The sequence below is a fragment of the Streptomyces fulvorobeus genome (assembly GCF_013167895.1).
GTDB classification, from domain to species: Bacteria; Actinomycetota; Actinomycetes; order Streptomycetales; family Streptomycetaceae; genus Streptomyces; species Streptomyces fulvorobeus.
This window is the reverse complement of record NZ_BLWC01000001.1, coordinates 2,442,414-2,468,060: the sequence shown is the minus strand read 5'-3', so window position 1 is coordinate 2,468,060 and position 25,647 is coordinate 2,442,414. Positions and strand designations below refer to the sequence as shown.

Sequence of the window (25,647 nt, the reverse complement as noted above, 5' to 3'; positions counted from 1 at the left end):
GCGGAGGGGCCCGGACGGTGGACCGGCACCGTCCCGGCCCCTCCGCGACCGCACACCGTCAGTCGCCCGTGACCGTGACCTTCTCGTCGTTGTTGAGCTCCCGCACCAGCTGCTTGACCTTCTCCTTGTCCCAGACCAGGTTGCCGCCGACGCTGCCAGAGATGGGGATGTTCATCGACGTGCCGTCGCCGCCCGTGACGCCCTTCATCGCGAAGAACATCTGGCTCAGGGACCAGAGCGACATGTCCTTGTCGACGATCAGGGTGTCCAGACCCGCGCCCATCGTCGGGTAGAGCCTGAACGGGTTGAGGATCGTCGACGGAGTCGCCGTCTGACCGGCCAGCGCCGCGAGGAACTTCTGCTGGTTCTTCGTACGGTCGAGGTCGCTGCCCGCGAACGCGTACCGGGTGCGGACGAAGGCGAGGGACTGCTCACCGTTGAGCGTCTGCTTGCCGGCCTGGAAGTCGGCGCCCGACTTCTTGTCCTTGAACGCCTTGGGGATGTCCATCTCCACCCCGCCGATCGCGTCCACGATCTGGGCGAAGCCGCCGAAGCCGATCTCCACGTAGTGGTCGATGCGCAGGCCGGTGTTGAACTCGACGGTCCGCACCAGCAGTTCGGGGCCGTCCTCCGCGTACGCGGCGTTCAGCTTCACCGTACGACCGGTGCCCTTGAACGACTTGCCGGACTCGGAGCCGACGAACGACGGGATCTCCACGTTCGAGTCACGCGGCAGGGAGACCAGCGTCGGCCCGTTGGAGCCGTCGTGCAGGATCATCATCGAGTCCGTCCGCTTGCCCTCCGCGGAACCGGTGTGGAGCTTCTTCCTGTCCTCGGCCGTCATGCCCTCACGGCTGTCGGAACCGACGATCAGGTAGTTCGTCCCGTCGCCCTCGGACGGCCGCTCGATGACCTTCGCGAGGTCCACCTCGCGCTTGAGCTTGGAGTCGGCCCAGAAGTACGTCGAGATCGAGACGGCTAGCACCACGACCACCAGGGTCAGCGCGCTGCGCTTGATGCGGCGGGGCCAGTCGGGGGCCGAGGGGCCCTGGACGTAACCGCCGTCGCCGTAGTCGCGGCCGTCACCACGGCCGCGCCCGCCACCCCGGGCACCGGCGTTTCCGCCACCGTAGACCTGGCCCGTGTTGTAGTCGCTGTCATAGGCGGGGCTCGCGTGACGGTCGTCGTAGCCCTGGCCCTGCGGCGGGACCTGGGGCGCCTGCGGCGGCGCCGGGCGGCGCCGCTGGATGTGAGGCATGGCGCGGGCGCCCTCCGGCTGGGGGCTTGCGCTTCCCCGGCCGTAGCGGTCGCCGGTCCGTCCTTCGGGCCAATCATTCATGTGGACCAGTGTGCAGGCCGGGCACACGGCCTTCACAGGGGGTGGGCGAAATCGGTCCAGGGCTGTTGCGAAGCTGATGCATTCTGCGGTACGCAACCCCACGCATAAGGTGGAGGGCATGACAGATCAGGCCCCGCGCCCGGAGGGCGAGATCCCGGGCAGGCCGACCGCGGCCTCACGGACGACTCTCAGCCACATCATGACCGGCAACGACACCAACCTCCTCGGTACCGTGCACGGTGGCGTGATCATGAAACTGGTCGACGACGCGGCGGGCGCCGTGGCCGGCCGGCACTCCGGCGGGCCCGCCGTCACGGCGTCGATGGACGAGATGGTCTTCCTGGAGCCGGTCAGGGTCGGTGACCTCGTCCACGTCCGCGCCCAGGTGAACTGGACCGGCCGCTCCTCGATGGAGGTCGGCGTCCGGGTCATGGCCGAGCGCTGGAACGAGTCCACCCCCGCCCAGCAGGTCGGCAGCGCCTACCTCGTGTTCGCCGCCGTCGACGCGGACGGCAAGCCGCGCACCGTACCGCCGGTGATCCCGGAGACGGAGCAGGACAAGCGGCGCTACCAGGAGGCCCAGATCCGCCGTACGCACCGGCTGGCCAGGCGGCGCGCGATCAAGGAGCTGCGCGAGAAGCGGGTGGCCGACGGCATCGACGACTGAGGCTCCTCGCGCCGGTCACGGGCAGACCACCTCGTCGCCCGTCACCGCCTCGAGACCGCCCTGCTGCGGGGCCTCCGCCCTCACCGGCCGCACCGAGCGGTAGTCCGCCCCCGCGGTCACCCTCATCGTCGCGCCCTGGCCCGGTACGGCCTTCAGCTCGCTGCCCGGCAACGCGGCGGCCAGGGACTGCGCCGAGCGGTCCCAGCGGGGGTCGTACGTCAGCAGGGTCCGCTTGAGATCGCGCAGCTCACCGTTGAGCGGGGCACGCGTGGTGTCGAAGCCCGTACCGCGCAGTGCCGCGTCGAGGTCCGTGCCGAGTCCGTCCTTCGGCGTGCCGTTGTAGACCTGCACCCGGACCTCCTGCGGCGCCACCTCGACGAGCGTCGGCTTCGGCTGCCGCCCGGGCCGCGCGGGTGCGAGCGGCTTGTCCTCGCGCAGCGCCCTGAACAGCTTCCGCGACTTCTCCGCGTCCCACTTCACCGTCGAGCCGATGCCCCTGACCGCGAACGAGGGGTCCTCGACCGGCACGGAGGTGAATTCGGACGAGGCGGGGGTGAAGCCGCGCATCGCCTTGCCGAGCGCGAGCATCTGCTTCGTACCGAACCCGTTGTCGGCCCGTACGGAGCCCAGCATCGACGAGACGACCTGCTGGAACTTGACGGGGTTCATCAGCACGCCGCTGCTGGTGGTCTGCTTGATGAGCGCCGCCATGAACTTCTGCTGGCGGTGCATCCGCCCCAGGTCGGCGGCCCCGTCGATGTGCCGCGAGCGGACGTACTGGAGCGCCTCGCCGCCGTCCAGCTCGTGCGTACCGGCCGCGAGGTCGAGACCCGTGTACGCGTCCTTCATCGGCCGGGCCGTGCAGATCTTCACCCCGCCCACCGTGTCGACCGTCTTCATGAAGCTGGTGAAGTCGGCCTCCAGGTAGTGGTCGATCTTCACACCGGTCATGTGCTCGACGGTCCGCACGGTGAGGTTCGGCCCGCCCTCCGCGTAGGCGGCGTTCAGCTTCACCGGGTGGCTCTCGTGGCGCTTGCCGCTCGTCGCGTCCGTATGCGGGGGCATCTCGGCGTAACTGTCGCGCGGCAGGCTCACCACGCTGGCCCGGCCCCTGTCCGCCGACAGGTGGACCAGCATGATCGTGTCGGTGCAGTGGCAGGGGACGCCGCCCAGCCGGTACTTCTCCTTCTCGGCTGTGGTGATCCTCTCCCGGCCGTCCGTACCGACGAGCAGCAGGTTCAGACCGTGGCCTCCCCGGGGCCGGTTCTTCATGTCCTTGAACGCGTCGACGCGGTCGATGCGGGTCTCCAGGCTGCTCACCACCGCGTGACCGATGCCACCGGCGCCGAGCACCAGCACCGAGACGCCCGTGGCCACGCGCATGCCCCACCGGGGCCGCTCGTCCTGGGTACGGGAGCGTGGCACCGTCTGCTGCCTCCCGGCCCCGCGCTGCGGGGGAGCGGTACGGGGGTGCGGCGGACGGGGCGGGCGGTGAGGCGTGGGCACGGGGGACACCTCCGCGGTGCGAGGGGGACCGTTCGCACGGTAGGCCCATACGATCTGCATTCCGGTCTGCGACCCGGCGGCGCGCGGCCGGGTCCCCCGTTCGCGGTAACGTGGCGGCCGAAAGCGCCGACCCGCGGGGCGATGCCCCCCGGCGCTCGCCCCCGAGGACTCCCTGAGGACCACATGTCTGCCGCGCAGTACCCCGCCGTCTCCGTGATCATGCCGGTGCTCAACGAGGAGCGTCACCTCCGGAACTCGGTCCGGCACATCCTGGAGCAGGAGTACGCCGGTGAGATGGAGGTGGTGATCGCGCTCGGCCCCTCGACGGACCGCACGGACGAGATCGCCGCCGAGCTCGTACGGGAGGACGCCCGCGTCCACACCGTCCCCAACCCCACCGGCCGCACCCCCGCCGCGCTCAACGCCGCCATCAAGGCGTCCCGGCACCCCGTCGTGGTGCGGGTCGACGGCCACGGAATGCTCTCGCCGAACTACATCGCGACCGCCGTCCGCCTCCTGGAGGAGACGGGCGCGCAGAACGTCGGCGGCATCATGCACGCCGAGGGCGAGAACGCCTGGGAGGACGCCGTCGCCGCCGCGATGACGTCGAGGATCGGTGTCGGCAACGCGGCCTTCCACACGGGCGGTCAGGCGGGACCGGCCGAGACCGTCTATCTCGGGGTTTTCCGCCGTGAGGCCCTGGAGAAGGCGGGCGGCTACAACGTGGAGTTCATCCGCGCCCAGGACTGGGAGCTGAACTTCCGTATCCGCGAGGCCGGCGGCCTGATCTGGTTCTCCCCGGAGCTGAAGGTCCGCTACCGCCCCCGCCCCTCGGTGCGGGCACTGGCGAAGCAGTACAAGGACTACGGCCGCTGGCGCCACGTCGTCGCCCGCTACCACGCCGGCTCGATCAACCTGCGCTATCTGGCCCCGCCTGCCGCCGTCTGCGCGATCGCGGCGGGCGTCGTGGCCGGTGCGGCCGTCACCCCGTGGGCCTTCGTGGTGCCCGCCGGCTACGTCGCCGCGATCGTCGCCGGGTCGCTGCCCGCGGGCAGAGGGCTGCCGCTCAAGGCGCGCGCCCAGATCCCGGTGGCCCTGGCCACCATGCACATGTCGTGGGGGTACGGCTTCCTGACGAGCCCGCGCTCGCTGGCGAAGAGGGTCATCGCCTCCCGCCGCCCGGCGGTCGGCCAGCCGGTCTGACGCGGCAGGCGCAGTCGTACGCGGAGGGGGCCATCCGGATCACCGGGTGGCCCCCTCCCACGACCTCACGACCTCACCGCGTCACGGCGTGCGGTAGGGCCAGTAGACGTCCATGCAGGCGCTCTCGTCCGCCGCGTTCTCCGCCTCGGTGCCCTCCAGCGGGTTCTTGCCGTCGTCCAGCGCCTTGGGATACACGTCGCCCGTCCGCCAGTCCGAACCGACGGTCAGCGTCAGGGTGTCTGCCTCGGACGACACCTTCACGGCGGAGTCCGGCAGCCCCAGCGCCTTGGTCAGGGAGAGGGCGTCCACCTTGCCCTGGACGCCCGCCGACCTCGGATAGGTCACCTGGGTGGTGAGCGCCGGGGCGGCCTCCCCGGCCGCCGTCGCCTTCGTGAAGCCGTCCCGCTGGAGCAGCCCCGCGATCGTGGACGCGCGGCCCTCGGTCGCCGCGGCGCCGTCCGCTCCGGTGCCGTTGACGACGGTCACGTCGAGTGAGCCGGCGGCCGTCGGCTCCGGAGCGTTCGCCGCCTCCAGCCGGGCCTGCTCCTTCTTGCGCTTCTGGACCTCCGCGTCCCGGCCTTTGGCGTCGAGCGGCCGGTCGTCGCGCAGCAGCGACCAGAGCTTCTCCGCCGCGCCTGGCTTCGGCAGCACCCGGTTGCCGTCCATCGGGTCGGGGACGCGCGGCATGGTGAGCATGTTGAGGCGGTCCAGCGGTACGTTCTTGAGCTGCATCGCGAGGTCGTACAGCTTCTTGACCGTACCGATCTCCTCGGACACCTGGATCGACTCGGTGGCCGTCTCGGCCAGGTTCATCAGCCGGCCCGTGTCCGTGAACGCGTTCTGGCTCTTCAGCTCGCGGATCACCGCGTTCATGTACATGTGCTGGGCCTTGGACCGCCCGAAGTCGCTCTCGAAGGCGTGGCGGGTGCGGAGCCACTGGAGGGCCTGCTCGCCCTGGATCCTGTTCTTGCCCGCCTTCAGCCGCAGACCCGAACCGCCGGGCACCCGGGGCTTGGGGACGTCGTAGACGTCGTGCTTCACACAGACCGTGGCCCCGCCGATCGCGTCGGCCATGGAGACCACCCCGGCGAAGTCGACCATCATCCAGTGGTCGATGTAGACGCCGGTCAGCTTCTCCCAGGTGTCGAGCGTGCAGCCGGGGCCGCCCCTGCCCAGCGTCTCGTTGATGAGGGTGTTGGTGGCGGGTGCCTCCTCGCCGCTCTCCGGGTCCACGCAGGCGGGGATGTCGACGCGGGTGTCCCGGGGGATGCTGATCACCGAGGCGTTCTTGCGGTCGGCGGACACGTGGAGAAGCATCTGCACGTCGGCGAGCGGCTTGGCGCCCACGGACTTCTTCGAGCCGCCCAGTTCGAGGTTGGCCGCGGAGTTACGGCTGTCCGAGCCGATCATCAGGATGTTCAGCGGGGTCTGGCCCGCCGCGTTCGGCTCGGTCTTGCGCGCCGCGCTGTTGCCCGCGCTCCGCTCGCCCTTGCGGAGCTGGCTGTTGAGGTGCTCGTAGTAGAAGTAACCGACGCCCGCGGTGGCCAGTATGAGCAGGGAGAGTACGGAGGCGACCCAGCGCAGTATGCGGCGCTTCCCGCGCCTGGGCGACCGCCCGGAGCCGCGGGCCGGTACGCCGCGCCGGCGCCCGCTCTCCGGCGGCCCGGGCGGCCTGCCGTCGCCCGGGCCACCGCGTCGGCGGCCCCCGCCCCGGGCGCCGCCGGCCTCACGACGGTGACCGTCGTCCCTGACCGGCTGACGACCGTGCCGGACGCGGGACCGCGTCCCCTCCCCAGGCGTACCGCTCCGTCCCACCAGGCCCCCCTGCTCAGACTCTCCGTATGGCGCGCTGACGCGAGGTCACTTGGCGCACTCCGCCTTGTCGGCGCTGGCCCGCTGGATGTCGTCCGGCGCCTTCGCCGGACCGGTGACGGGTACACCCGCACCCTTGAAGTCGGCCCCCAGGGTGAGCACCATCGCCTGGAGCCCCTCGGCGTCGGTGGTGCCCTGCTTCATCGCCGTGGCGGGCAGCCCCATCAGCTCGGCGAGCTTGCGGGCCTGGTCCGCCTGGTTCGGCGCGTACTCCAGCGTCGTCCTGTCGGTCTTCGCCGGGGCGTTCGCCTTGTTGGTGGACTTCGGTACGCCCTGTTCGTTCTGGAGCCAGGTGACGGTGGCGCCCGCGGCGCCCGCGGCCCCGCCGCCGTTGAAGACGTCCACGCGTATGTCGGCCGCCTCGGCCCGCGGTCCCTCCAGCAGCGCCGCCTGCTTGCTCCGGGCGGCCTTCTGCTGCTGCTTCTCCTTCTTCTTCACCTCGGTCAGCGAGATGTCGTCGCGCAACATCGCGAACAGCTGCTCACCCTTGGCGGGGGCCACGACCACGGTCAGCGGCTTCGGCTCGGCCGGGTTGTCGATGACGGGCATGGTGACGAAGGTGATGTTCTTGGTGTCGACCTTGCCGAGCACCTTGGCGAGGTCCGTCAGCTTCTTGACCGATCCGATGCCGGAGTCGACGGTCAGGGCCTTGGTGGCCGTGTCCGCGAGCTTGTAGAGCTTCGAGGCGCTGGTGAGGGTGTCGTCCGACTTCATCTGCCGGATCATCGAGCCGAGGAACTGCTGCTGGATCTTGATCCGGTCGAGGTCGCTCTGGTTGCCGAAGCTGTGGCGGGTGCGGACGAAGGCGAGGGCCTGCTCACCCTGGACCGTGGAGACTCCGGCCGGCAGGTCCAGATGGGAGTCGGGGTCCTTCACCGGCTTGGCCAGGCAGACCTTGACGCCTCCGACAGCGGTGGAGAGCTCCTTGACGGCGTTGAAGTCCACCATCATGAAGTGGTCCACGGATATGCCGGTGATCTCCTTGACCGTGCGCATGGTGCAGCCGGGATCGCGGCCGTTCTGGCCGAGGCTCACGTTGAAGCGGGCGTTCCGCGTGCCGGGTATGACTTCCCTGGAACCGTCCGGCTGGGTCGTCTCGCAGTCCGGGATGTCCGTCATCAGGTCGCGGGGGATGCTCATCGCCGTCGCGTTGGTGCGGTCCTCGGAGACGTGGAAGAGGATGTTGGTGTCGGCGTGGCCGGTACTGCCCTTGTCTCCGTAGCCCTCGTTGCCCTTACCCGTCCGCTTGTCCGTCCCGATGACCAGGATGTCGAGCGGACCGTCGGCGGTGACGCTGCTGCTGCCCGCGTCACCCACGTCGATGGTGGCGAGGTTGCCGTTGAACTTCTGGTAGAGGGCGTAAGCGACGGTGGAGCCCGCGACGATGACGAAGGCCGTCACCCCGCCCGTCCAGAGCAGCGCCTTGTTCTTGCGGGACTTCGCGGGCTTGCGCTTGCGACGGCCTACGGGGGCGCCCGCCGTCTCGGGGGCGCCGTTCCGCCCGGCCTGGCGCCTGCTGCGCTGGCGGGGGACCTGCCGCTGGGCCCGGGATGACCGGTCGGACCCGTCCAGCGGGTCAGCGGTGGGGGAGCCGCTCCCATGACCCAGGTCGACGGGGTCCGCCGGACGCGGTCCGGAGTGGTCCAGTCGCAGTTCGTAGTCACCGGTGTCCGGGTTCAGTACCCACTGGTCTGCGGGGTCGGTTCCGTCCGTCCGCCCACGGCTTTGCGCATCCACGGTTCTCTGGGTCCTCCGTCGGTGCTACGCGAGGCGCCTCCCCCGGAAAGGCGCTCGGTCTTTCGCTGAAGCAGTGCACGGCCTGATGGCCGCAAGCACCGGATCGCGTCACACTATCCGGCCATTAAGCCGTGGAGCGACGGTCGTGACACATCGCACGGCCCTTACAACCGGGCATACTTCCCATTCCTCGCCGAATGTCGTCGGCGGTTCGAGAATCGCTTTACTGCTTACACAGGTCTTCCGCGGCATTGGAGCCGGAAAAGGTCGGTGCGGGGCTGGGAGTCGCGGAGCCCGAATCGTCCGGCTTTCCATCGGATGACGCGCTCTCTCCGGCATCGGTGTCCGGCGTCGCCTCCGGGGTCGCGGAAGCGGACGACTCGATCTCGTCGGCCGGCACCACCGCGACGGGCGCGTCCTCGCGCAACTGCTTGAACAGGCGGCCCGCGTCCGGCTCGACGAGCTCGTCCCTGTTCGGATTCGCCCGGTACGGCTGCCGGGGCACGGTCAGGAACTGCACCTTGTCGGTCGGCACGTTCCGCATTCCGCGCACCAGGTCGTACAGGTCACGCAGCGAGTCGAGCCCCGGGTCGGTGGTCAGCGACTTCGTCGCCGCGTCCAGGACGGGATAGAGGCGCGTGGGGTTGAGAAGGACTCCATTGCTCTGCATCTTGTTGACCAGAGCGCCCAGGAACTTCTGCTGGCGGTCCATTCGTTCGGTATCGCTGCCGTTCCCGATGGATTTACGGGCGCGTACGTATCCGAGTGCCGCCTCGCCATCGAGTTTCTGCCGCCCCGCCGGGAGTTCCAGCTGCGCGTCCGCGTCCTTGACCGGCTCCTGGAGGCAGACCTCGACACCGTCCACGGCGTCGACCATGTCCTTGAAGCCGTTGAAGTCGACGACCATGTGGTGGTCGACCCGGACGCCGGTCATCCGCTCGACGGTACGGATGGTGCAGGCGGTGCCGCCGACCTCGAAGGCCCAGTTGAACTGGGCGAACCGCTCCTCGGTGGTCTTCTTGTCGGCCGTGTGGCAGGTGGGGATCTCCGCCATCAGGTCGCGCGGGATGGACACGGCGGTCGCACTGCGCCGGTCCGCGGCGAGGTGCAGCAGGATGGTGGTGTCCGAGCGCTGGCTGCCGCCGTCGTCGCGACCGTACCTGCTGTTGTCCCCCGACCGGGAGTCGGAGCCGATGAGCAGGATGTTCTGGGCGTCCACCGCGATCGGTGTGGGCCGTTCCCTGTCGTACGCCTTGAGTTCGGCGGCCACGCCCGTGTCGGTCCTGATGTTCCCGTCGAGCTTCTTGTACAGCCACCAGCCGCCCCCGGCGGCGGCCAGTACGACGAACGAGGCCGCGAGGGCCGTCCACCGCAGCCAGTGGCGCCTGAACCCCCCGGGAGGCCCGGCCTCGGGCCGCCCGGCCCAGCCCTGTCCCTCGCCACCCGCCGCTGCGGGCCCGCTCCCCGGGTCCGCAGCGGGGGCGGCCCCGCTCAGCGCCTGGCCCTCCGCTTCCGGCTTCGGTTCCGGCTCGGGTTCCGATGCCGGTTCCGGTTCCGCTTCGGGACCGCTCCCGTTCCCGTTCCCGGACCCGGGCGCGGGCGGTCCGTCCTGCGGGGTGGTGGCCCCGGACCCGTCCCGCGCCCTCACCGGCGGCTCGTCCTCGGCCTGGTGCCCCGGCTGATCCGGGTCGGCCGGCGTGCCAGCACTGTCCGTCACGTCTGCGTCCATCCTTCACGGTCGGCGGCGCGATGGGCCGCCGGTCGCAGGAGTAGACGGCTGAACCTCACGCTTGGTTGTGCATCTCGGGATACTGGTCCGTACCGCCGATCATGTACCGCCGTTGACGCTCAGCCCTGAGGGCTCGGCCCGGCCTGGTCCGTACAGGTGACCCTCAGGGTGCTTGTCATACCGTGGTGTTGGTGACCCGCTCGCTCTCGACGCGCTGGGCGAGGCCCGCCTCGTCCAGCTGCCCGAGGTGACGGCAGAGCACCACGGACGCCCCGGCGGCCAGCGGCGCGAAGAGCCCGGCGGCGAGCCCGTCCCAGGTGCCGTACGTGCGTCCCGACAGCAACCGCGCTCCGGAATCCAGTCCCAGACCGGCGGCGTCCTGGCGGGCCCGGCCGACCAGTTGTGCCCCCGACAGCTCCACCTCGCCCACGACCAGGGCGAGCGCGTCCGGGTCCACGGGTGCGAACGGCGCGAAGCGGTCGCCCTGGCCCGGTACCTCCACCGCGTAGTCCGCGAAACCCTCGGGCACCTGCGGGAAACGGCCGCCCATCGGCCGCAGGGCCAGCGCGACCCGCTCGCCGCGGCAGGCCCGCGCACGGTCCAGGGTGTCCGGACCGGTGACCACGAGGTCGGCCGAAGCGGGGTCGCCCTGCACGTCGGCGACCACGCCGACGGACGAACACGCCAGCAGCCACACGGCGGACTGCCAGTGCGCGGGAAGCAGCAGGGCGACCCGGTCACCCGGTTCCGCCGCCAGGTCGCCCTGGAGCAGATTGGCGGTCTTCGCCACCCAATTGGCGAAGGTGGCCACCGACAGTTCGACGCGCTCTCCGGTGGCGTCGTCGTAGAAAGTGATCAGGGGACGGGCCGGGTCCGCGGCGAGCGCGGATCGCAGCAGGTCGGCGGGGGTGCGGTCGCTGGAGTTCATCCGCGCAAGGGTACGCGGCCGGGGCGGCCGGAGAGGGGTGGCGGGGCGCCCGGGTACACCGGTTCGGCAGACGGGTCATCAGAAGCGCGTGGATATCCCGGTAGCCGGAATTGTCGGTGTATGCCAAGGATCATGTGTATGCGTGCTCTTCTTGCAACCTCCATCGGCGTCAGCTGCGCGGCGGCCCTCACCCTCCCGCTCGCCGTGCCCTCGACCGCCGCCCCCGCGATCCGGACGTCCACGGCCCAGGCCGCCCCCGTCCCCGCACCGGACCCCCACCCCGAATCCGCCGCCGCCGCCACCGCGTCCGCCGAACCGGCGGGCTCGACCCAGTCCCTGCCCCTGTCACCGCTCACCCCCGCGGCCACCCGGGCCACCGGCTCACCCACCGGTTCCGCGTCCGCCGTACAAGGACTGCGGCAGCGGGACGTACGCCCGTTCTCCCTCGTCGGCGTGGTCTGGGACGACCCGGACGCCGAACTGCACGGCACGGTCCAGATCCGTACCCGCGCCACCGGCTCCACCCGCTGGTCCGACTGGCAGGACGTGGAGACGCACAACGCGGAACACGCCGCCGACCCGGGAACGGCCGAGCGTGAATCCGGCACCGTACGAGGGTCGACGGCCCCGCTCTGGGTCGGCGACTCGGACGGCATCGAGGTCCGCGTAGCGCCCGGCGCCCCCGACCCGCACCACCGCACTGCCACCCCGCACGACGCGCTTCCCGATGGACTGCGCCTGGAACTCGTCGACCCGGGCGAGGACGAGCCGCAGCCGCCCGCGGCGGGAGCCGCGCGCACCGCCCGCGCCATCGAACCCGCGGCAGTCGCACCGCGCACCGCCGAGTCCGCCGCCGCGGCGGGCGCCAGGCCGTACGTGGGCCCCCGCCCGCGCATCGTCACGCGCAAGGGGTGGGGCGCCGACGAGAGGCTCCGCGAACGGAGGTTCGTCTACACCAAGCGGGTCAAGGCCGCCTTCGTGCACCACACCGCCACCGGCAACAACTACCGCTGCTCGCAGTCGCCCTCAGTGCTCCGCGGCATCTACCGGTACCACGTCAAGAGCAGCGGCTGGCGCGACATCGGGTACAACTTCGCCATCGACAAGTGCGGAAACATCTACGAGGGCCGCGCGGGAGGTGTGTCCAAGCCCGTCCTGGGAGCGCACACGCTCGGCTTCAACAGCAACAGCATGGGCATCGCGGTCATCGGCACGTTCAGCTCGTCGAACCCGCCCGCGGCCTCCGTGAAGGCCGTCTCCAAACTCACCGCCTGGAAGCTGGGTCTGTTCGGGGCCAACCCCAAGGGCAGGACCACGCTCGTGTCGGGCGGAGGCAACCGGTTCAGGAAGGGAGCCAAGGTCCGCCTCAACGTCATCTCGGGACATCGGGACGGTTTCTCAACCGAATGCCCCGGACGACGTCTCTACAAGAAGCTCGGCACCGCCCGGGCCGGCTCGGCCCGCCTGCAGGGCCGCTGACCGGGGTCGATCCCCCGGTCTGCATACACTGGCCAGCCGAAACGAGGCCCGGCCCAGCAGGAAGCGAAGACAGTGCTGTGACAGAGGCAAAAGAAGCGATCCTCCTGGTCGGCGGCAAGGGCACCCGGCTGCGTCCGCTCACGGTGCATACTCCGAAGCCGATGGTGCCCGCGGCGGGAGTCCCCTTCCTGACCCATCAGCTGGCGCGCGCCAGGGCGGCGGGTGTGGAGCACATCGTGCTCGCCACGTCGTACCTGGCGGAGGTGTTCGAACCGCACTTCGGCGACGGTTCCTCACTCGGCCTTTCCATCGAGTACGTCACCGAGCGTGAACCGCTCGGCACCGGGGGCGCCATCCGCAACGTGGCGTCCCGGCTGACCTCGGGGCCGGACGAACCGGTCCTCATCTTCAACGGTGACATCCTCACCGGCCTCGACATCCGCGCGCTCGTCACCTCGCACGCCACCTCCGGGGCGGACGTCTCCCTGCACCTCACCCGGGTCGAGGACCCGCGCGCCTTCGGACTCGTGCCGACGGACGGCACCGGCAGGGTCACCGCCTTCCTGGAGAAGCCGCAGACGCCGGAGGAGATAGTCACCGACCAGATCAACGCGGGGGCGTACATCTTCCGCCGCTCGGTGATCGACACCATCCCGGCCGACCGCCCCGTCTCCGTGGAACGCGAGACCTTCCCCGGACTCCTCGCCTCGGGCGCCCACCTCCAGGGCATGGTCGACTCCACGTACTGGCTGGACCTGGGGACCCCCCAGGCGTTCGTACGCGGCTCCGCCGACCTCGTCCTGGGGCGCGCGCCCTCCCCGCGGTCCCGGGCCGCTGCGGCGACCGCCTCGTCCTGCCCACCGCGTCCGTCGCGCCGGACGCCAAACTCACCGGCGGTACGGTCATCGGCGAACGCGCGGTGATCGGCGAAGGCGCCAGGATCAACGGGTCCACGGTGCTGGCCGGCGCAGTCGTGGAACCGCACGCGGTGATCACCGACTCCCTGGTCGGCGAGGGCGCCCGCATCGGCAGCCGTACGGTGCTGGCGGGCGCGGTCATCGGCGACGGGGCCCACGTCGGCGCCGACAACGAGCTGCGCGACGGGGTCCGCGTCTGGTGCGGCGCGACCCTCCCGGACGCCTCGGTCCGCTTCTCCTCCGACCAGTGACCGGCCGGGCCCCGAGCCCCGCCCGTCGGCCGTACCCTCGACAGGCACCCCCCGACCTTCGAGGACCTCACCCCGTGGCAGGACGTTTCGTACCCCGCACCCACCGAGCGGCGCTTCCGCACCAGGCGGTGCCGTCGCCCGTGGGCGCCCCTGCGGGGTCAGCACGCGTGGCCGAGGCCGTGACCCGGGAGTGGACCCCGCCGGGGCCCCTGGACCTGCGGCTCGTGCTCGGCCCGCTGCGCCGCGGTCCCGCCGACCCCACGTTCCGGGCGCTCCCCGACGGGTCGTTCTGGCGGGCCACCCGCACCCCGGCCGGTCCCGGCACACTCCGGCTCACCGCACGCGGGGGCCGCGTCGAGGCGTCCGCGTGGGGCCCCGGCGCCCGGTGGCTCCTGGACCAGCTCCCGGAGCTGCTGGGGGAGGGCGACGACCCCGACGCCTTCCGTCCGCGCCACCGCCTGCTCGCCCTGGCCCGGCACCACCGCCCCGGCCTGCGCCTGCTGCGTACCGGCCTGGTGCTGGAATCCCTGATCCCGTCGATCCTGGAACAGAAGGTCACCACCGACGAGGCGTACCGCGCCTGGCGCCTCCTGGTCCGCACCCACGGCACCCCGGCGCCCGGCCCCGGCGGTCCCGCCTTCACCGCGCTCCAGCTGTACGTGATGCCCGACGCCCGGAGCTGGGCACTGATCCCGTCCTGGGAGTGGCACCGCGTGGGGGTCGACGCCAAGCGCTCGGCGACCGTCCTGCGCGCGGTCCGGGTCGCACGCCGGCTGGAGGAGGCGGCGGCGATGGCCCTGCCCGAGGCCGCCGCCCGTCTGGAACTCGTCCCCGGCATCGGCCCGTGGACCTCGGCCGAGACGCTCCAGCGCTCCAACGGAGCCGCCGACGCGGTCTCGGTCGGCGACTACCACCTCCCGGGCATCGTCGGCCACGCCCTGGCGGGCAACAGGAACGCCGACGACGAGGAGATGCTGGACCTCCTCGCCCCGTACGCGGGCCAACGCCACCGGGCGACGCGGCTGATCCTGCTCTCGGGCCGCACCCCGCCCCGCCGGGCCCCCCGCATGACCCCGGGCGACATCGCCCGCCTCTGACCGGGCGGGCGGCAGCCCACCTCACGCCGGACCGGCGACCGAGGACGGGGCGGCCCGGTGCGGGCCGCCCCGGGAAACTCACCGCAGCGCGACGAAGTCCTCCACAGCCCGCCCGCCCCGCTCCGCGGGCGCCGCCGCCGCATGACCCACGGCCACCGCCCCCAGGGGGTCCCACGAGGCCGGCAGGTCCAGCACCTCGCGCACCACGTCGCGGCAGAACATCGTCGAGGACACCCACGCCGAGCCGAGCCGCTCGCCCGCCAGTGCCACGAGGAAGTTCTGGACGCCCGCCCCCGCCGCGACCACGAACATCTCGCGCTCCGCCGCGTCCCGACGCGCGTCCCCGTACGTGTGCGAGCCGTCCATCACGAGGCACGGCACCGCCAGGTACGGCGCCCGGCGCAGCACATCGCCCCGCCGTACCCGCCGCTCGATCGACTCCTCGCTCTTGCCGTCGCGCCGCAGATCGGCGACCCAGGCATCACGCATGGCGTCCAGCAGCCGGGTCCGCGAGCCCGCCGACTCCAGCAGGACGAAGCGCCACGGAGTCGTGTGATGGGGCGCCGGAGCCGTCACCGCCGCGGCCACCGCGCGCCGGACCGCCCCCGGGTCCACCGGTTCGTCGGTGAACTCCCGCACCGTGCGCCGCAGGGTCACCGCTTCCCGCACCGCCTCGGACGTGCCGAGCCGGAACATGTCGTCGGCCGGATCCCGCACGAGCGCCCGGGCCCCGGCCCCGTCACCGCCAGGCCGGGCGGCACCCGCACCGTCCTCGTCGTCGGCCACCACGTCCGGCAGCCCGCGCACCACCGCGACCGGCAGTCCCGCCGCCTTGCCCTTCACCAGGTCACCGGCCGAGGCCAGCTCGTCCGCGGTGGCCACGACCGTCGCGCTCAGCGGATTGCCGAACGCGTCGCTGCCGCCGCGCAGGTCGTCCAGCACCCGGACGCCCGCCGCCCCGATCGCGACATCCGTCAGACCGTTGCGCCAGGGGCGCCCGAAGGTGTCCGTGACGATCACCCCGACCGAGACCCCGAGCACGTCCCGCAGCCCTTCCCGGAGCGTCCGGGCGGAGGCGTCCGGGTCCTCGGGCAGCAGCAGGACGGTCCCGGCGGCCGTGTTCGACGCGTCGACGCCGGCGGCGGCCATGACCAGGCCCTGCCGGTTCTCCACGATCCGCAGGGTCCCGCGCCGCGCGACCACCCGCACCGTCTCCGCGTCGATCGCCGCCTCCCGGTCGGCGGCCCGCACGATCCGGCCCTCCGCCTTGGAGACGATCTTGGAGGTGACCAGCAGGACGTCCCCGTCCACCAGCCCCGGCTCGGTGCTCGCGATCAGCTTCGCGAGGTCGTCACCGGCCCGCACCTCCGGGATGCCCGGCAGTGCCCACACCCGGTACGAGGGCGGCCCGGCGGGAACGCCGCTCATGCCCGTACCTCCTCGGCGAGCGCCAGCGCCCGCTCCGCCATCCCGGCCGCCGCGTCCACATCCGTCATCATCAGCGGTACGGCACGGCACCGGATGCCCGCCGCCTCCACCTCGTCGACCGCAGCGGCGTCCACCGTGTCGACGAGCCACCCGTCGAGCAGCCCGGAGCCGTAGTGGCGCGCCACCGCCGAGGCGGTCGTCTCGACGCCCACCGCGGCCAGCACCTTGTCGGCCATGCCCCGCACCGGTGCGTCACCGACGATGGGGGAGAGGCCGACGACCGGCACCCCGGCCTCGGCGATCGCCTCCCGGATGCCGGGCACGGCCAGGATCGTCCCGACCGAGACCACCGGGTTCGACGGCGGGAAGAGGATGACGTCGGCTTCCGCGATCGCCTCCAGCACCCCCGGGGCGGGCTTGGCCTGCTCCGCGCCGACCGGCACGATCGCCCGCGCCTCGACGGAGGCGCGCAGCTTCACCCAGTACTCCTGGAAGTGGATGGCCCGGCTCTCGCCGTCGACATCCACCGCCACATGCGTCTCGACCCGGTCGTCGGTCATCGGCAGCAGCCGGACCCCGGGCTTCCAGCGCGCGCAGAGCGCCTCGGTGACCGCGCTCAGCGGATAGCCCGCGCCGAGCATCTGCGTACGGACGATATGGGTCGCGAAGTCACGGTCGCCGAGACCGAACCACTCCGGCCCCACGCCGTACGCCGCGAGTTCCTCCTTGACGTGGAAACTCTCGTCGGTACGCCCCCAGCCCTGCTGCTCGTTGATGCCACCGCCCAGGGTGTACATCACGGTGTCCAGGTCGGGGCAGACCTTCAGCCCGAACAGATGGATGTCGTCGCCGGTGTTGCCGATCACCGTGATGTCCGCGTCGGGCGCGGCCTGCTTGAGGCCACGCAGAAAACGAGCACCACCGATGCCGCCGGCCAGAACCACAATGCGCATGCGCAGCAGTTTGTCAGGCGGGTACGACATCCACGGCGGCCGGGGCGCATCGGGCCGCGTGCATCGGCATGTCGGTCAGGCCGGGGAAGTAGATGTGCAGGCTGACGGCCGGTTCCAGCGAGTCGTTGACGACCTCGTGCACCTGGCCGGGGGCGAGGACCCGCTCCGTGCCGGCGCGCAGGGAACGCGTCCCGCGGTGGGTGTGCTCGGTCAACTGTCCTTCCAGCACGGTCAGTACGCCGGAGGACGGGCCGTGGTCGTGGCGTCCGCTGCCCTGGCCGGGCACCCAGCTGAGCAGCCAGACCTCGTAGCCGGGTCCCTTGCGCAGGCGGTGGTACCAGCGGCTCGCGCTGTCGTACTGGACGAGGGGCGCCCACCGGGCGCGGTCGGCCGCGAGGGAACGGGCCAGGCCGGCGAACTCGGCCACGGTGGAGGGGTGCTCGCGGGCGGGCCGCAGGAGGTGCTGGACCTCAAGGATGTCGCCGGCGATCTGGAGGTCGCTGTCGCTGTTCATGGGTGCGGTGGTTCCTCGGCGTGAGTGGCACGTGCGGGGGGCGTCGCGTGGCGGGGGCGTCGCGCGAAGGGGAGTCGCGGGGCTGACGAGTCACGGGAGCGATGAGCCGTCGCGCGGGAGGAGCTGGAGAGCCGGATCGGCAGCTGAGGCCGGACGCCGGATTCGGAGCGGGAGCGCGCGGACGGCCAGGGGCCGCGAGGACATCAACAGCTGTGACAGCTGGAACAGCAACAGCGGGCCTGGACAGCGGTGCGGAACCCACGGACGTGGGTCGTGCGCATGGCTGAGGTCATCGCTGGCATGCGGTCAAGCAGACCGGCTCCCAGGATGTGTGTCAACTCAATGACCGGTTTGGCCGCAATGTTTCACCTCATCCGGTTGCCTGATCCGAAGAAAGGTTTGTGCAGCGGCATCAGCGGAGACATGGCGCATCAACCGCGCGGGCAAACGCCGTTGGGGGCCTGTGACCCGAATGTGATCTTGGTCGCTTCGGTGATCGAATCGCGACAGCGCGGGTATCCGGTCGTCTCACCCGGTGAGAGCGGATGACGCACCACCCGCAAGGCATATGTCAGGTTTTTGACGATTTGAACACTTACCGCATACGCTTGGTTCCGCAGAGTGAATCCCGGGGCCAATACCAGATCTTCGCTTGACTGGCACGGAGATACACACTTGTAATTTCACTCGTGTCGGCCGGTCGCAACCAGTAGCGGCCGCAACACGGGGACGCAAGAGACGGACGAGGGGCGCACATGACCGAGCTGTTCCAGCAACTGCTGGTCGAGGACGCGGACGAGGAACTCGGCTGGCAGGAGCGCGCGCTGTGCGCCCAGACCGATCCCGAGTCCTTCTTTCCCGAGAAGGGCGGCTCCACCCGCGAGGCCAAGAAGGTCTGTCTCGCCTGTGAGGTCCGGTCCGAGTGCCTTGAGTACGCGCTGGCCAACGACGAGCGGTTCGGCATCTGGGGCGGGCTCTCCGAGCGCGAGCGGCGGCGCCTCAAGAAGGCCGCCATCTGAGAAGCCGTACCGCCGGGGCGGCCTGCCGCCGAGGCACCGCGCAACCGGCGACGGCCGCGTCCGGGAGCTGACCCCTCACCGGCCGCGACCGCCGCGTCGTGAACAGGCCGACGGCCCGTTGTCCGGACCCTGCCCCGCAGGGCCGGGACAACGGGCCGCCGCCATGTCCGCACCCGCCGGTCCGGGCCCGGAAGCCGCGCCCCGGACCCGGTTCCCCCGCTCGGCGCCGCCTCAGTTGTCCGTACCGTTAGTGTGGGGCCCCGTCCGAGATGCGCCAACGCCCCGCCGGGGCGCGCGTGTACACCGATGCAGCCCCCGGGGGGACGCCCCCCGGACCCGGCCGGAGGGCCCGTACCTCGATGTCCGTGCACAGCCACCCGGCGGCGCCGAATCCGGCCGCCACCGCCCCTGAGTTCCCCCGGCACGTCGTCACCGCCGTGCTCGTCTCCCACGACGGCGCACGCTGGCTGCCCGACGTGCTCGCCGGGCTGCTCGGCCAGGAACGCCCCGTGCAGAACGCCGTGGCAGCCGACACCGGCAGCGCCGACGACTCCGCGCGGCTGGTCACCGAGGCCATCGGCGGCGAGCGCGTCCTGCACCTCGCACGCCGTACGGGCTTCGGCACCGCCGTCGACGAGGCAGTCCGTACGGCCGGTGTCCTCACCTCCGAGGACCTGCCGTACCTGAAGCGGCCCAGCGGCTGGGACCCGGTCACCCGCTCCTGGCGCGACGACGCCTACGACCTGCCCGAGCTCCCGCACGGCGAGCCGGTCCAGTGGCTCTGGCTGCTGCACGACGACTCCGCACCCGAGCCCGACGCGCTCGCCGAGCTGCTCCGCGTCGTCGACGGCGACCGGCACGCCGCGATCGTCGGCCCCAAGGTGCGCGGCTGGTACGACCGCAAGCAACTGCTCGAAGTCGGTGTGTCCATCGCCAACAGCGGCCGCCGCTGGACCGGACTGGACCGCCGCGAGCAGGACCAGGGCCAGCACGACCAGGTCCGCACCGTGCTCTCCGTCTCCTCCGCCGGCATGCTGATCCGCCGGGACGTCTGGGAGGAGCTCGGCGGGTTCGACCGCGGCCTTCCCCTGATCCGCGACGACGTGGACCTCTGCTGGCGCGCGCACAGCGCGGGACACCGGGTGCTCATCGCCCCCGGCGCCGTCCTGCGGCACGCCGAGGCGTCCGCGCGCGAACGCCGCCCGATCGACTGCGCCGGGCGCTCCGTCTCCAGCCCGCACCGCGTCGACAAGTCGGGCGCGGTCTACACGATGCTCGTCAACGCCCAGGGCAAGGCCCTGCCGTGGGTCCTGCTCCGGCTGGTCGTCGGCACCCTGCTCCGCACCCTCGCCTACCTGGTGGGCAAGGTCCCCGGACAGGCCGTCGACGAGGTCACCGGACTCCTCGGCACCCTGCTGCGGCCCGGCAGGATCATGGCGGCCAGGCGCCGGCGAGGCAGAGCCGCGGTCGACGCCGGTGAACTGCGCTCCCTGTTCCCCCCGCCCGGCGCCACCGTCCGCGCCACCGTCGAACAGGTCGCCGACAACTTCGGCACCCGATCCGAGTCCGAATCCGGAGGCTCGCGGCACGGCGCGGTGGAGTCCGGCCCCGGCGGTGACGACGCCGACTTCCTGGAGGTCGAGCAGTTCGCCCGGCTGAAGCGGATCGCACGCAGGCCGGGCCCCGTCCTCTTCGCCCTCCTCCTGCTCGTCTCCCTCATCGCCTGCCGGGGCCTCCTGGGCGGCGGGGCACTCGCGGGCGGCGCGCTGCTGCCCGCGCCCGCGGACGTCTCCGAACTGTGGGGGCGCTACGCGGACGGCTGGCATCCGGTAGGCACCGGCGGCACCCAGACCGCGCCGCCCTACCTCGCGATGATCGCCGCCCTGTCCACCCTGTTCCTCGGCTCCACGGGATTCGCGCTCACCCTGCTCCTGGTCTGCTCGGTGCCGCTCGCCGGACTCACCGCCTACTTCGTCTCCCGGCCGCTGATCCCGTCACGGCTCCTGCGGGCCTGGGCGAGCGTCGCGTACGCCTTCCTGCCCGCCGCAACCGGCGCACTGGCCACCGGCCGCCTCGGCACCGCCGTCCTCGCCGTCCTGCTCCCGCTGATCGCGGGAGCCGCCGTCCCGGCCCACGGACTGCGCGTCGCACCGGGGACGGGAACACCCCGCGGCAGCTGGCGCGCCACCTGGGCGTACGCCCTGCTGCTCACCCTCGCGACGGCCTTCACGCCCATCGTCTGGCCGCTCGCGGTGACTCTGGGCATCGGCGTGCTCGTCCTGCGCAGGGGCGACATCACCGCCTACGCGCTCCGCTTCCTGGCCGCCGCCGGCACCCCGCTGCTCGTCCTGGCGCCCTGGTCACTGACCCTGCTGACCAGCCCCGCCGACTTCCTCAAGGAGGCGGGTCTCGACCTCGGCGCCGGTACCGCGTCCGCCGTCGACCTCCTCGGCATCAGTCCGGGCGGCCCGAAGGCGGCGGGCGGCTTCCTGCTCCTGGGCATCGTGCTGGCCGCCCTCGCGGCGCTGCTGCGCGGCGAGCGGCAGTCCGCGATCCGTACGGCCTGGGCCGTCGCGCTCGTCGCCCTGCTCTTCGCGGGCATCGCCAACGGCTCGACGTGGGCCGGCCCCGCCACCCTCGTCTACGGCATGGCGCTGATCGCCGCCGCCCTGCTCGGGGCGGACGGCGCCCGGGTACGGGTCGCCGAGCTCAGCTTCGGCTGGCGCCAGCCCGTAGCGGCCCTGATCGCCCTGGCCGCCCTGGCCGCTCCCGTCCTGGCCGCGTTCGTCTGGATGGCGGGCGGCGCCGCCGGACCGCTGGAGCGCCGGGACCCGGTGCAGGTGCCCGCGTTCGTCGCGGCGGAGAGCGTCACCCCGGACCAGCCCCGCACCCTGGTCCTCGGCGGTACGTCACCGGCTTCCGTCTCGTACACCCTGGTCCGTGGCTCGGGCGCCCGCCTCGGGGACGCCGAGCTGACCGAGTCGGGCGGCGGCAACCCCCACCTCGACAAGGCCGTCGCCAACCTCGTCGCGGGGTCGGGCGCCGACCAGGGCCGCCAGCTGAGCGGCTTCGCCATCCGGTACGTCCTGGTCCGCGACGGGGCCCCGCGCCAGGTGAGCCGGGTGCTCGACGCGACGCCGGGCCTGAGCCGGCTCAGCCAGCTGGACGGCAGCGCCCTGTGGTGGGTCGACCGTCAGGTCGCCAGGGTCATGATCGTCCCCCCGTCCGCCGGAGGCGGCGAGGAGGGCGAGTGGCTGCCCGTCGCCTCGCGGCCGGTGGCCGCCCACACCAAGGTCCCCTCGGGGGCCGCGGGCCGCGTGCTGCGGATCGCCGACGCGGCGGACCCGGGCTGGCAGGCCACGCTCGACGGGAAGCCCCTGACCGGCCGGACCGTCGACGGCTGGGCCCAGGGCTTCGAGCTGCCCGCCGAAGGCGGCACGCTGGACCTGACGTACGACGCCCCGGTCACGCACACCCTCTGGATCTGGGCGCAGGCCCTGCTCGCGGTGGTCCTGCTGGTGCTCGCCCTGCCGGGCCGGCGCAGGCGGATCGACGACGACCTGCCGGAGGAGACCGACGCCGTTCCGCCCGAACCGGTCGCGGGGGAGGGCCGCAGGGCCCGCAGGCTCCGGGCCGCGGCCCTGGCGGAGGCCGAGGACGGCCAGGAGGGTGAAACGTCCGCAGCGGCCCCGGTGGAGGCGCCCGGGGAGTACATCCCGGCGCAGCAGTCCGCCGACCCGTACGCGGCGGTCCCGGAGGGCCAGGACGCCTACGCCCAGCAGCCCGGGTCCGACCCGTACGCGGCGGTCCCGCACCAGCAGTACGCCCAGTGGGACGGGCAGCAGTACCAGGGCGCCGACCAGCAGCAGTACCAGGGCGAGCAGTACGGGAGCGGTGTGCAGCCGCCGGCCGGCCAGTACGGCGGCGAGCAGTACCCGGCAGCCGGGCAGTACCAGGCCGACCCGTACCAGGCCGACCCGTACCAGCAGAACCCCGCCTACGACCAGTACGGCTACGCACAGCAGCCCTACGCCACGGGTCCGGGCGAGACCGCCCCGTACGGCGGCCAGGGCCACTACGTCACCCCGAACGACGAGCACGACGAAACCCCCGCCCCGGGCGAGACCCCGTGGTACCCCGGTAACGCATCGCGAGGCGAGTCCGAGTGAAGTCCACCCCCCTTTCCCTCATCGCGGGCGTCGTCGCCCTCGCCGCGGTCACCGGCTTCGCCGCGCTCAACGCGCCGGGCGATCCGGCCGCCCCCGAGGCGAAGGCCGCGACCCGGCTGCCCGTCGAACGGTCGAGCCTGCTCTGCCCGGCGCCCAGCAGCTCCGACCTGGCGAGCACGACGTACACGTCCTTCACCCCGGCGGGCGAGGGCGACGGCGGGGCGGGCGAGGCCGAGCTGAAGCCCGCCCTCGCGCTCACCACCGACGAGGTGGCGGAACCGGACCCGGAGAAGGAGAAGAAGGCCGCGGCGGAGGCCGACAAGCCGGTCGTCGCCCTCAAGGAGCCCGGCCGCCCGGTGGGCGCCGAGACCTCGGCCTCCGACGCCCCCGCCCTGGTCGGCACCGCCACCGGCCGCCTGGCACCCGGCTGGACCGCCCAGCAGACCACCGCCGTCACCGCGGGGGAGGCCCGCGGACTGCTCGGGGCCACCTGCACACGACCCGACACGGACTTCTGGTTCCCCGGAGCGAGCACCTCCAAGGCGCGCCGGGACTACGTCCACCTCACCAACCCCGACGACAGCGCCGCCGTCGCCGACATCGAGCTGTTCGGCCCGGACGGGCCCCTCCAGTCCGATGTGGGCGAGGGCATCACCGTCCCGGCCCGCTCCAGCGTCCCGATGCTGATCTCCACCCTGACGAGCGAGGCCGTCCAGGACGTGGCCGTCCACGTCACCACCCGGTCCGGCCGGATCGGGGCCCTCGTGCGGGTCGCGGACGACACGGTGGGCAGTGACTGGCTGGCCCCGTCCGTCGACCCGGCGGAGACCCTCGTGCTGCCCGGCATCCCGGCCGACGCGACCTCCGTCCAGCTGGTGGCCTTCGCGCCGGGCGAGGACGACGCCGACATGAAGGTGCAGATGATGGGGAAGAGCGCGATGTTCAGCCCCGCCGGGAACGACACCCTGCGCATCAAGTCGAACATGACCGCGAGCGTCGACCTGAGGGACATCACCCGGGGTGAGCCGGGTTCGCTCCGGCTGACACCCGTGGACGCCAGGCGCACCACCCCGATCGTGGCCGCGCTGCGCGTGGTCCGGGGAACCGGGAGCAAGCGGGAGGTCGCCTTCATCCCGGCGACCGCACCGGTGGGCTCCCGCGCGAGCGTGGCCGACAACCGGGCCAAGGGCTCGACGCTCTCCCTCACAGCCCCGGGCAGGACGGCCGAGGTCAGGGTCACCGCGTCGGCGGGCAGCCAGGGCGGCGAACAGACCGTCAAGACGTACACGGTCAAGGCAGGCACCACACTCGCGGTGGTCCCGCCCGTCCCGTCCGGGCTCAAGGGCAGCTACGCGCTGACGGTGGAGACGGAGTCGGGCGGACCGGTCCACGCGGCGCGCACACTCGCCCTTCCGGAGGGCGGCGTCGACATGTTCACGGTGCAGACGCTGGCCGACGACGGAGGCACGGTGGAGGTGCCGACGGCCCGCCAGGACCTCTCGCTCCTGGACGACTGACCGCCCCTCCCGCCCGCCCCCGGCTCAGTCCTGCCCGTACCGGGGATCGACCGACTCAGGCGCCAGCCCGAGCAGCTCGGCGACCTGTTCGACCACGATCTCGTGCACCAGCAGGGCGCGTTCGTCGCGGCTCTTGGCACGGATCTCGACAGGGCGCCGGTAGACGACGACCTGAGCGGGCTGCCCCTTCCCGGCGGAGACCGCGCGCCCCAGCGGCACGGTGTCACCGAGCGTTCCCGGCACGTCCAGGACCTGGAAGTCGACGTCCGCCAGCTGCGGCCAGCGCCGTTCGAGCCGTTCCACCGAGTCCTGCACGAGGTCGCGGAACGTCTCACTCCTGCTGGTCGACAGCGGCACCTGCGGCGGTGCGACCGGCCCGCGCATACCGCGCCCGTGACGGTCGCGGCGACGCATGCGGGGCTCGGGCGGGTGGGGGGGTACGGGACTGTCCATCACCGACGCAGCGTAACCCTCCCGGCGGCGAGCCGAACGCCCCTCCCGTACGGGCCCGACGTGCGTTTCCTTCCGAACATTCAGGCCAAGGTGAGACCGGATCAGGCCCCGCCTCCGACAGCCGCGCACCCGCCGAACGACGGTGCGCGCGCCCGGCGACGGCCGGAATCGAGGGGACGCCCCGTGACGGTTTCCGCTACCGGGCAGGTCAGGCCGGTCAGCCGCGAGACGGCTGTGCGTGATGTCACAGGGCGACACGTGGGGGTGAGGTGCGGGAGAGTCGTCGCAGCCCGCTCAAGAGTGCGGTACCGTCCAACGTCGTGAGCCCTGTACGTCGCTGTTCGCGAACCGCGTGCGGCCGCCCTGCCGTCGCGACACTGACGTACGTCTATGCCGATTCGACTGCGGTCCTCGGCCCGCTCGCCACCTATGCCGAGCCCCACTGCTACGACCTCTGCGCCGAACACAGTGAGCGGCTCACCGCGCCGCGCGGCTGGGAGGTCGTCCGGCTCTCCGACCCGTCCGCTCCCACGCGCCCCAGCGGTGACGACCTCGAAGCGCTGGCCAACGCGGTACGTGAAGCGGCGAGGCCGCCCGACCGCGGACCCGGCTCCGGCAGTCGCGGACCGCGTACGGCGGACCCGGTGGAGGTAGCGCGCCGGGGCCATCTGCGGGTGCTCCGCTCGCCCGACTCCTGACAGCCGCCGCGACCGCCCCCGGCTCTCCCGCACCTCTCGCGGCTCTCCCGCACCTCCTACGCGTCGGAGGCCCCGCCACCGCCTCCCGCTCCGGCCACCCACTCCCTGACCGGGCTGGATGCCGCTCTGACCGGCATCCCGGGTAGTTTGGGCGCTCCGCAGAGACCCCCA

The 25,647-nt window shown here is 72.3% G+C and carries 18 protein-coding genes and 1 pseudogene; 9 read left to right on the top strand and 10 right to left on the bottom strand.

Translation table 11 applies throughout. From position 1 onward, the window contains the following. Nucleotides 1-58 precede the first annotated feature (58 nt). Nucleotides 59-1,339 carry an LCP family protein gene (locus tag Sfulv_RS11095; protein ID WP_173313534.1) on the bottom strand — a complete coding sequence of 427 codons (1,281 nt, stop codon included), beginning with the start codon at nucleotides 1,337-1,339 and terminating at the stop codon, nucleotides 59-61. Between the two features lie 118 nt (nucleotides 1,340-1,457). On the opposite strand from Sfulv_RS11095, the gene Sfulv_RS11090 reads away from it, so the two are divergent. After that, complete coding sequence (locus Sfulv_RS11090; protein ID WP_173313533.1) at nucleotides 1,458-2,006, top strand: acyl-CoA thioesterase; 549 nt, start codon at nucleotides 1,458-1,460, stop codon at nucleotides 2,004-2,006. A 15-nt stretch (nucleotides 2,007-2,021) separates the two neighbouring features. Here the strand turns inward: Sfulv_RS11090 and Sfulv_RS11085 are convergent, their stop codons facing one another. After that, entirely contained in the window at nucleotides 2,022-3,572 is a 1,551-nt protein-coding gene (locus Sfulv_RS11085; protein ID WP_443098537.1) for an LCP family protein, read from the bottom strand. A gap of 123 nt (nucleotides 3,573-3,695) precedes the next feature. Between Sfulv_RS11085 and Sfulv_RS11080 the strand changes: the two genes are divergently transcribed. Beyond that, nucleotides 3,696-4,715, top strand: a complete 1,020-nt coding sequence (locus Sfulv_RS11080; protein ID WP_173313532.1) for a glycosyltransferase family 2 protein — start codon at nucleotides 3,696-3,698, stop codon at nucleotides 4,713-4,715. 81 nt (nucleotides 4,716-4,796) lie between these two features. Here Sfulv_RS11080 and Sfulv_RS11075 read toward each other — a convergent pair whose 3' ends face one another. The 4 genes from Sfulv_RS11075 to Sfulv_RS11060 form a co-directional block, all read right to left on the bottom strand. After that, nucleotides 4,797-6,530, bottom strand: a complete 1,734-nt coding sequence (locus Sfulv_RS11075; RefSeq protein ID WP_173313531.1) for an LCP family protein — start codon at nucleotides 6,528-6,530, stop codon at nucleotides 4,797-4,799. A 45-nt stretch (nucleotides 6,531-6,575) separates the two neighbouring features. Then, the gene (locus Sfulv_RS11070) at nucleotides 6,576-8,324 is read right to left on the bottom strand and encodes an LCP family protein (RefSeq protein ID WP_173313530.1); all 1,749 of its coding nucleotides are present in this window, start codon (nucleotides 8,322-8,324) and stop codon (nucleotides 6,576-6,578) included. A gap of 223 nt (nucleotides 8,325-8,547) precedes the next feature. Then, the gene (locus Sfulv_RS11065) at nucleotides 8,548-10,053 is read right to left on the bottom strand and encodes an LCP family protein (protein ID WP_173313529.1); all 1,506 of its coding nucleotides are present in this window, start codon (nucleotides 10,051-10,053) and stop codon (nucleotides 8,548-8,550) included. 175 nt (nucleotides 10,054-10,228) lie between these two features. Further along, nucleotides 10,229-10,981 (bottom strand): TIGR03089 family protein, encoded by a 753-nt coding sequence (locus Sfulv_RS11060; RefSeq protein ID WP_173313528.1) that lies wholly within the window; start codon nucleotides 10,979-10,981, stop codon nucleotides 10,229-10,231. A 138-nt stretch (nucleotides 10,982-11,119) separates the two neighbouring features. Here Sfulv_RS11060 and Sfulv_RS11055 point away from each other — a divergent pair, with 138 nt between their 5' ends. From Sfulv_RS11055 to Sfulv_RS11045, 3 genes and pseudogenes are all read left to right on the top strand, one after another. Then, the gene (locus Sfulv_RS11055; RefSeq protein ID WP_173313527.1) at nucleotides 11,120-12,460 is read left to right on the top strand and encodes a peptidoglycan recognition protein family protein; all 1,341 of its coding nucleotides are present in this window, start codon (nucleotides 11,120-11,122) and stop codon (nucleotides 12,458-12,460) included. Between the two features lie 77 nt (nucleotides 12,461-12,537). After that, nucleotides 12,538-13,628: pseudogene (gene manB, locus Sfulv_RS11050) on the top strand (mannose-1-phosphate guanylyltransferase). A gap of 74 nt (nucleotides 13,629-13,702) precedes the next feature. Continuing rightward, nucleotides 13,703-14,725, top strand: a complete 1,023-nt coding sequence (locus Sfulv_RS11045; RefSeq protein ID WP_173313526.1) for a DNA-3-methyladenine glycosylase family protein — start codon at nucleotides 13,703-13,705, stop codon at nucleotides 14,723-14,725. A 78-nt stretch (nucleotides 14,726-14,803) separates the two neighbouring features. Here the strand turns inward: Sfulv_RS11045 and Sfulv_RS11040 are convergent, their stop codons facing one another. The 3 genes from Sfulv_RS11040 to Sfulv_RS11030 are packed head-to-tail and all read right to left on the bottom strand — an operon-like array spanning nucleotide 14,804 to nucleotide 17,620. Then, nucleotides 14,804-16,153 (bottom strand): coenzyme F420-0:L-glutamate ligase, encoded by a 1,350-nt coding sequence (locus Sfulv_RS11040; protein WP_173313525.1) that lies wholly within the window; start codon nucleotides 16,151-16,153, stop codon nucleotides 14,804-14,806. Continuing rightward, the gene (gene cofD, locus Sfulv_RS11035; protein WP_173313524.1) at nucleotides 16,150-17,106 is read right to left on the bottom strand and encodes a 2-phospho-L-lactate transferase; all 957 of its coding nucleotides are present in this window, start codon (nucleotides 17,104-17,106) and stop codon (nucleotides 16,150-16,152) included. Before cofD ends, Sfulv_RS11040 begins: the two co-directional genes overlap by 4 nt. A 13-nt stretch (nucleotides 17,107-17,119) precedes the next feature. Beyond that, on the bottom strand, nucleotides 17,120-17,620 hold the full coding sequence (locus tag Sfulv_RS11030; protein WP_173313523.1) for a cysteine dioxygenase: 501 nt from the start codon (nucleotides 17,618-17,620) through the stop codon (nucleotides 17,120-17,122). Between the two features lie 755 nt (nucleotides 17,621-18,375). Between Sfulv_RS11030 and Sfulv_RS11025 the strand changes: the two genes are divergently transcribed. From Sfulv_RS11025 to Sfulv_RS11015, 3 genes are all read left to right on the top strand, one after another. After that, nucleotides 18,376-18,639 carry a WhiB family transcriptional regulator gene (locus tag Sfulv_RS11025; RefSeq protein WP_014046372.1) on the top strand — a complete coding sequence of 88 codons (264 nt, stop codon included), beginning with the start codon at nucleotides 18,376-18,378 and terminating at the stop codon, nucleotides 18,637-18,639. Nucleotides 18,640-18,998: 359 nt separating this feature from the next. Then, nucleotides 18,999-22,808, top strand: a complete 3,810-nt coding sequence (locus Sfulv_RS11020; RefSeq protein ID WP_173313522.1) for a glycosyltransferase family 2 protein — start codon at nucleotides 18,999-19,001, stop codon at nucleotides 22,806-22,808. Next, entirely contained in the window at nucleotides 22,805-24,325 is a 1,521-nt protein-coding gene (locus Sfulv_RS11015) for a DUF5719 family protein (protein ID WP_173313521.1), read from the top strand. Before Sfulv_RS11020 ends, Sfulv_RS11015 begins: the two co-directional genes overlap by 4 nt. Nucleotides 24,326-24,349: 24 nt before the next feature. Here the strand turns inward: Sfulv_RS11015 and Sfulv_RS11010 are convergent, their stop codons facing one another. Next, nucleotides 24,350-24,778 carry a metallopeptidase family protein gene (locus tag Sfulv_RS11010; RefSeq protein ID WP_173317751.1) on the bottom strand — a complete coding sequence of 143 codons (429 nt, stop codon included), beginning with the start codon at nucleotides 24,776-24,778 and terminating at the stop codon, nucleotides 24,350-24,352. A 320-nt stretch (nucleotides 24,779-25,098) separates the two neighbouring features. On the opposite strand from Sfulv_RS11010, the gene Sfulv_RS11005 reads away from it, so the two are divergent. Further along, the gene (locus Sfulv_RS11005; protein WP_218578046.1) at nucleotides 25,099-25,476 is read left to right on the top strand and encodes a DUF3499 domain-containing protein; all 378 of its coding nucleotides are present in this window, start codon (nucleotides 25,099-25,101) and stop codon (nucleotides 25,474-25,476) included. Nucleotides 25,477-25,647 lie beyond the last annotated feature (171 nt).

What these genes read in the sequence shown, in the direction of transcription:
- Sfulv_RS11095 (WP_173313534.1), bottom strand. Translation starts at nt 1,339, where the DNA reads ATGAATGATTGGCCCGAAGGACGGACCGGCGACCGCTACGGCCGGGGA.
- Sfulv_RS11090 (WP_173313533.1), top strand. Translation starts at nt 1,458, where the DNA reads ATGACAGATCAGGCCCCGCGCCCGGAGGGCGAGATCCCGGGCAGGCCG.
- Sfulv_RS11085 (WP_443098537.1), bottom strand. Translation starts at nt 3,572, where the DNA reads ATGCAGATCGTATGGGCCTACCGTGCGAACGGTCCCCCTCGCACCGCG.
- Sfulv_RS11080 (WP_173313532.1), top strand. Translation starts at nt 3,696, where the DNA reads ATGTCTGCCGCGCAGTACCCCGCCGTCTCCGTGATCATGCCGGTGCTC.
- Sfulv_RS11065 (WP_173313529.1), bottom strand. Translation starts at nt 10,053, where the DNA reads ATGGACGCAGACGTGACGGACAGTGCTGGCACGCCGGCCGACCCGGAT.
- Sfulv_RS11060 (WP_173313528.1), bottom strand. Translation starts at nt 10,981, where the DNA reads ATGAACTCCAGCGACCGCACCCCCGCCGACCTGCTGCGATCCGCGCTC.
- Sfulv_RS11055 (WP_173313527.1), top strand. Translation starts at nt 11,120, where the DNA reads ATGCGTGCTCTTCTTGCAACCTCCATCGGCGTCAGCTGCGCGGCGGCC.
- Sfulv_RS11040 (WP_173313525.1), bottom strand. Translation starts at nt 16,153, where the DNA reads ATGAGCGGCGTTCCCGCCGGGCCGCCCTCGTACCGGGTGTGGGCACTG.
- cofD (WP_173313524.1), bottom strand. Translation starts at nt 17,106, where the DNA reads ATGCGCATTGTGGTTCTGGCCGGCGGCATCGGTGGTGCTCGTTTTCTG.
- Sfulv_RS11030 (WP_173313523.1), bottom strand. Translation starts at nt 17,620, where the DNA reads ATGAACAGCGACAGCGACCTCCAGATCGCCGGCGACATCCTTGAGGTC.
- Sfulv_RS11025 (WP_014046372.1), top strand. Translation starts at nt 18,376, where the DNA reads ATGACCGAGCTGTTCCAGCAACTGCTGGTCGAGGACGCGGACGAGGAA.
- Sfulv_RS11020 (WP_173313522.1), top strand. Translation starts at nt 18,999, where the DNA reads ATGTCCGTGCACAGCCACCCGGCGGCGCCGAATCCGGCCGCCACCGCC.
- Sfulv_RS11010 (WP_173317751.1), bottom strand. Translation starts at nt 24,778, where the DNA reads ATGGACAGTCCCGTACCCCCCCACCCGCCCGAGCCCCGCATGCGTCGC.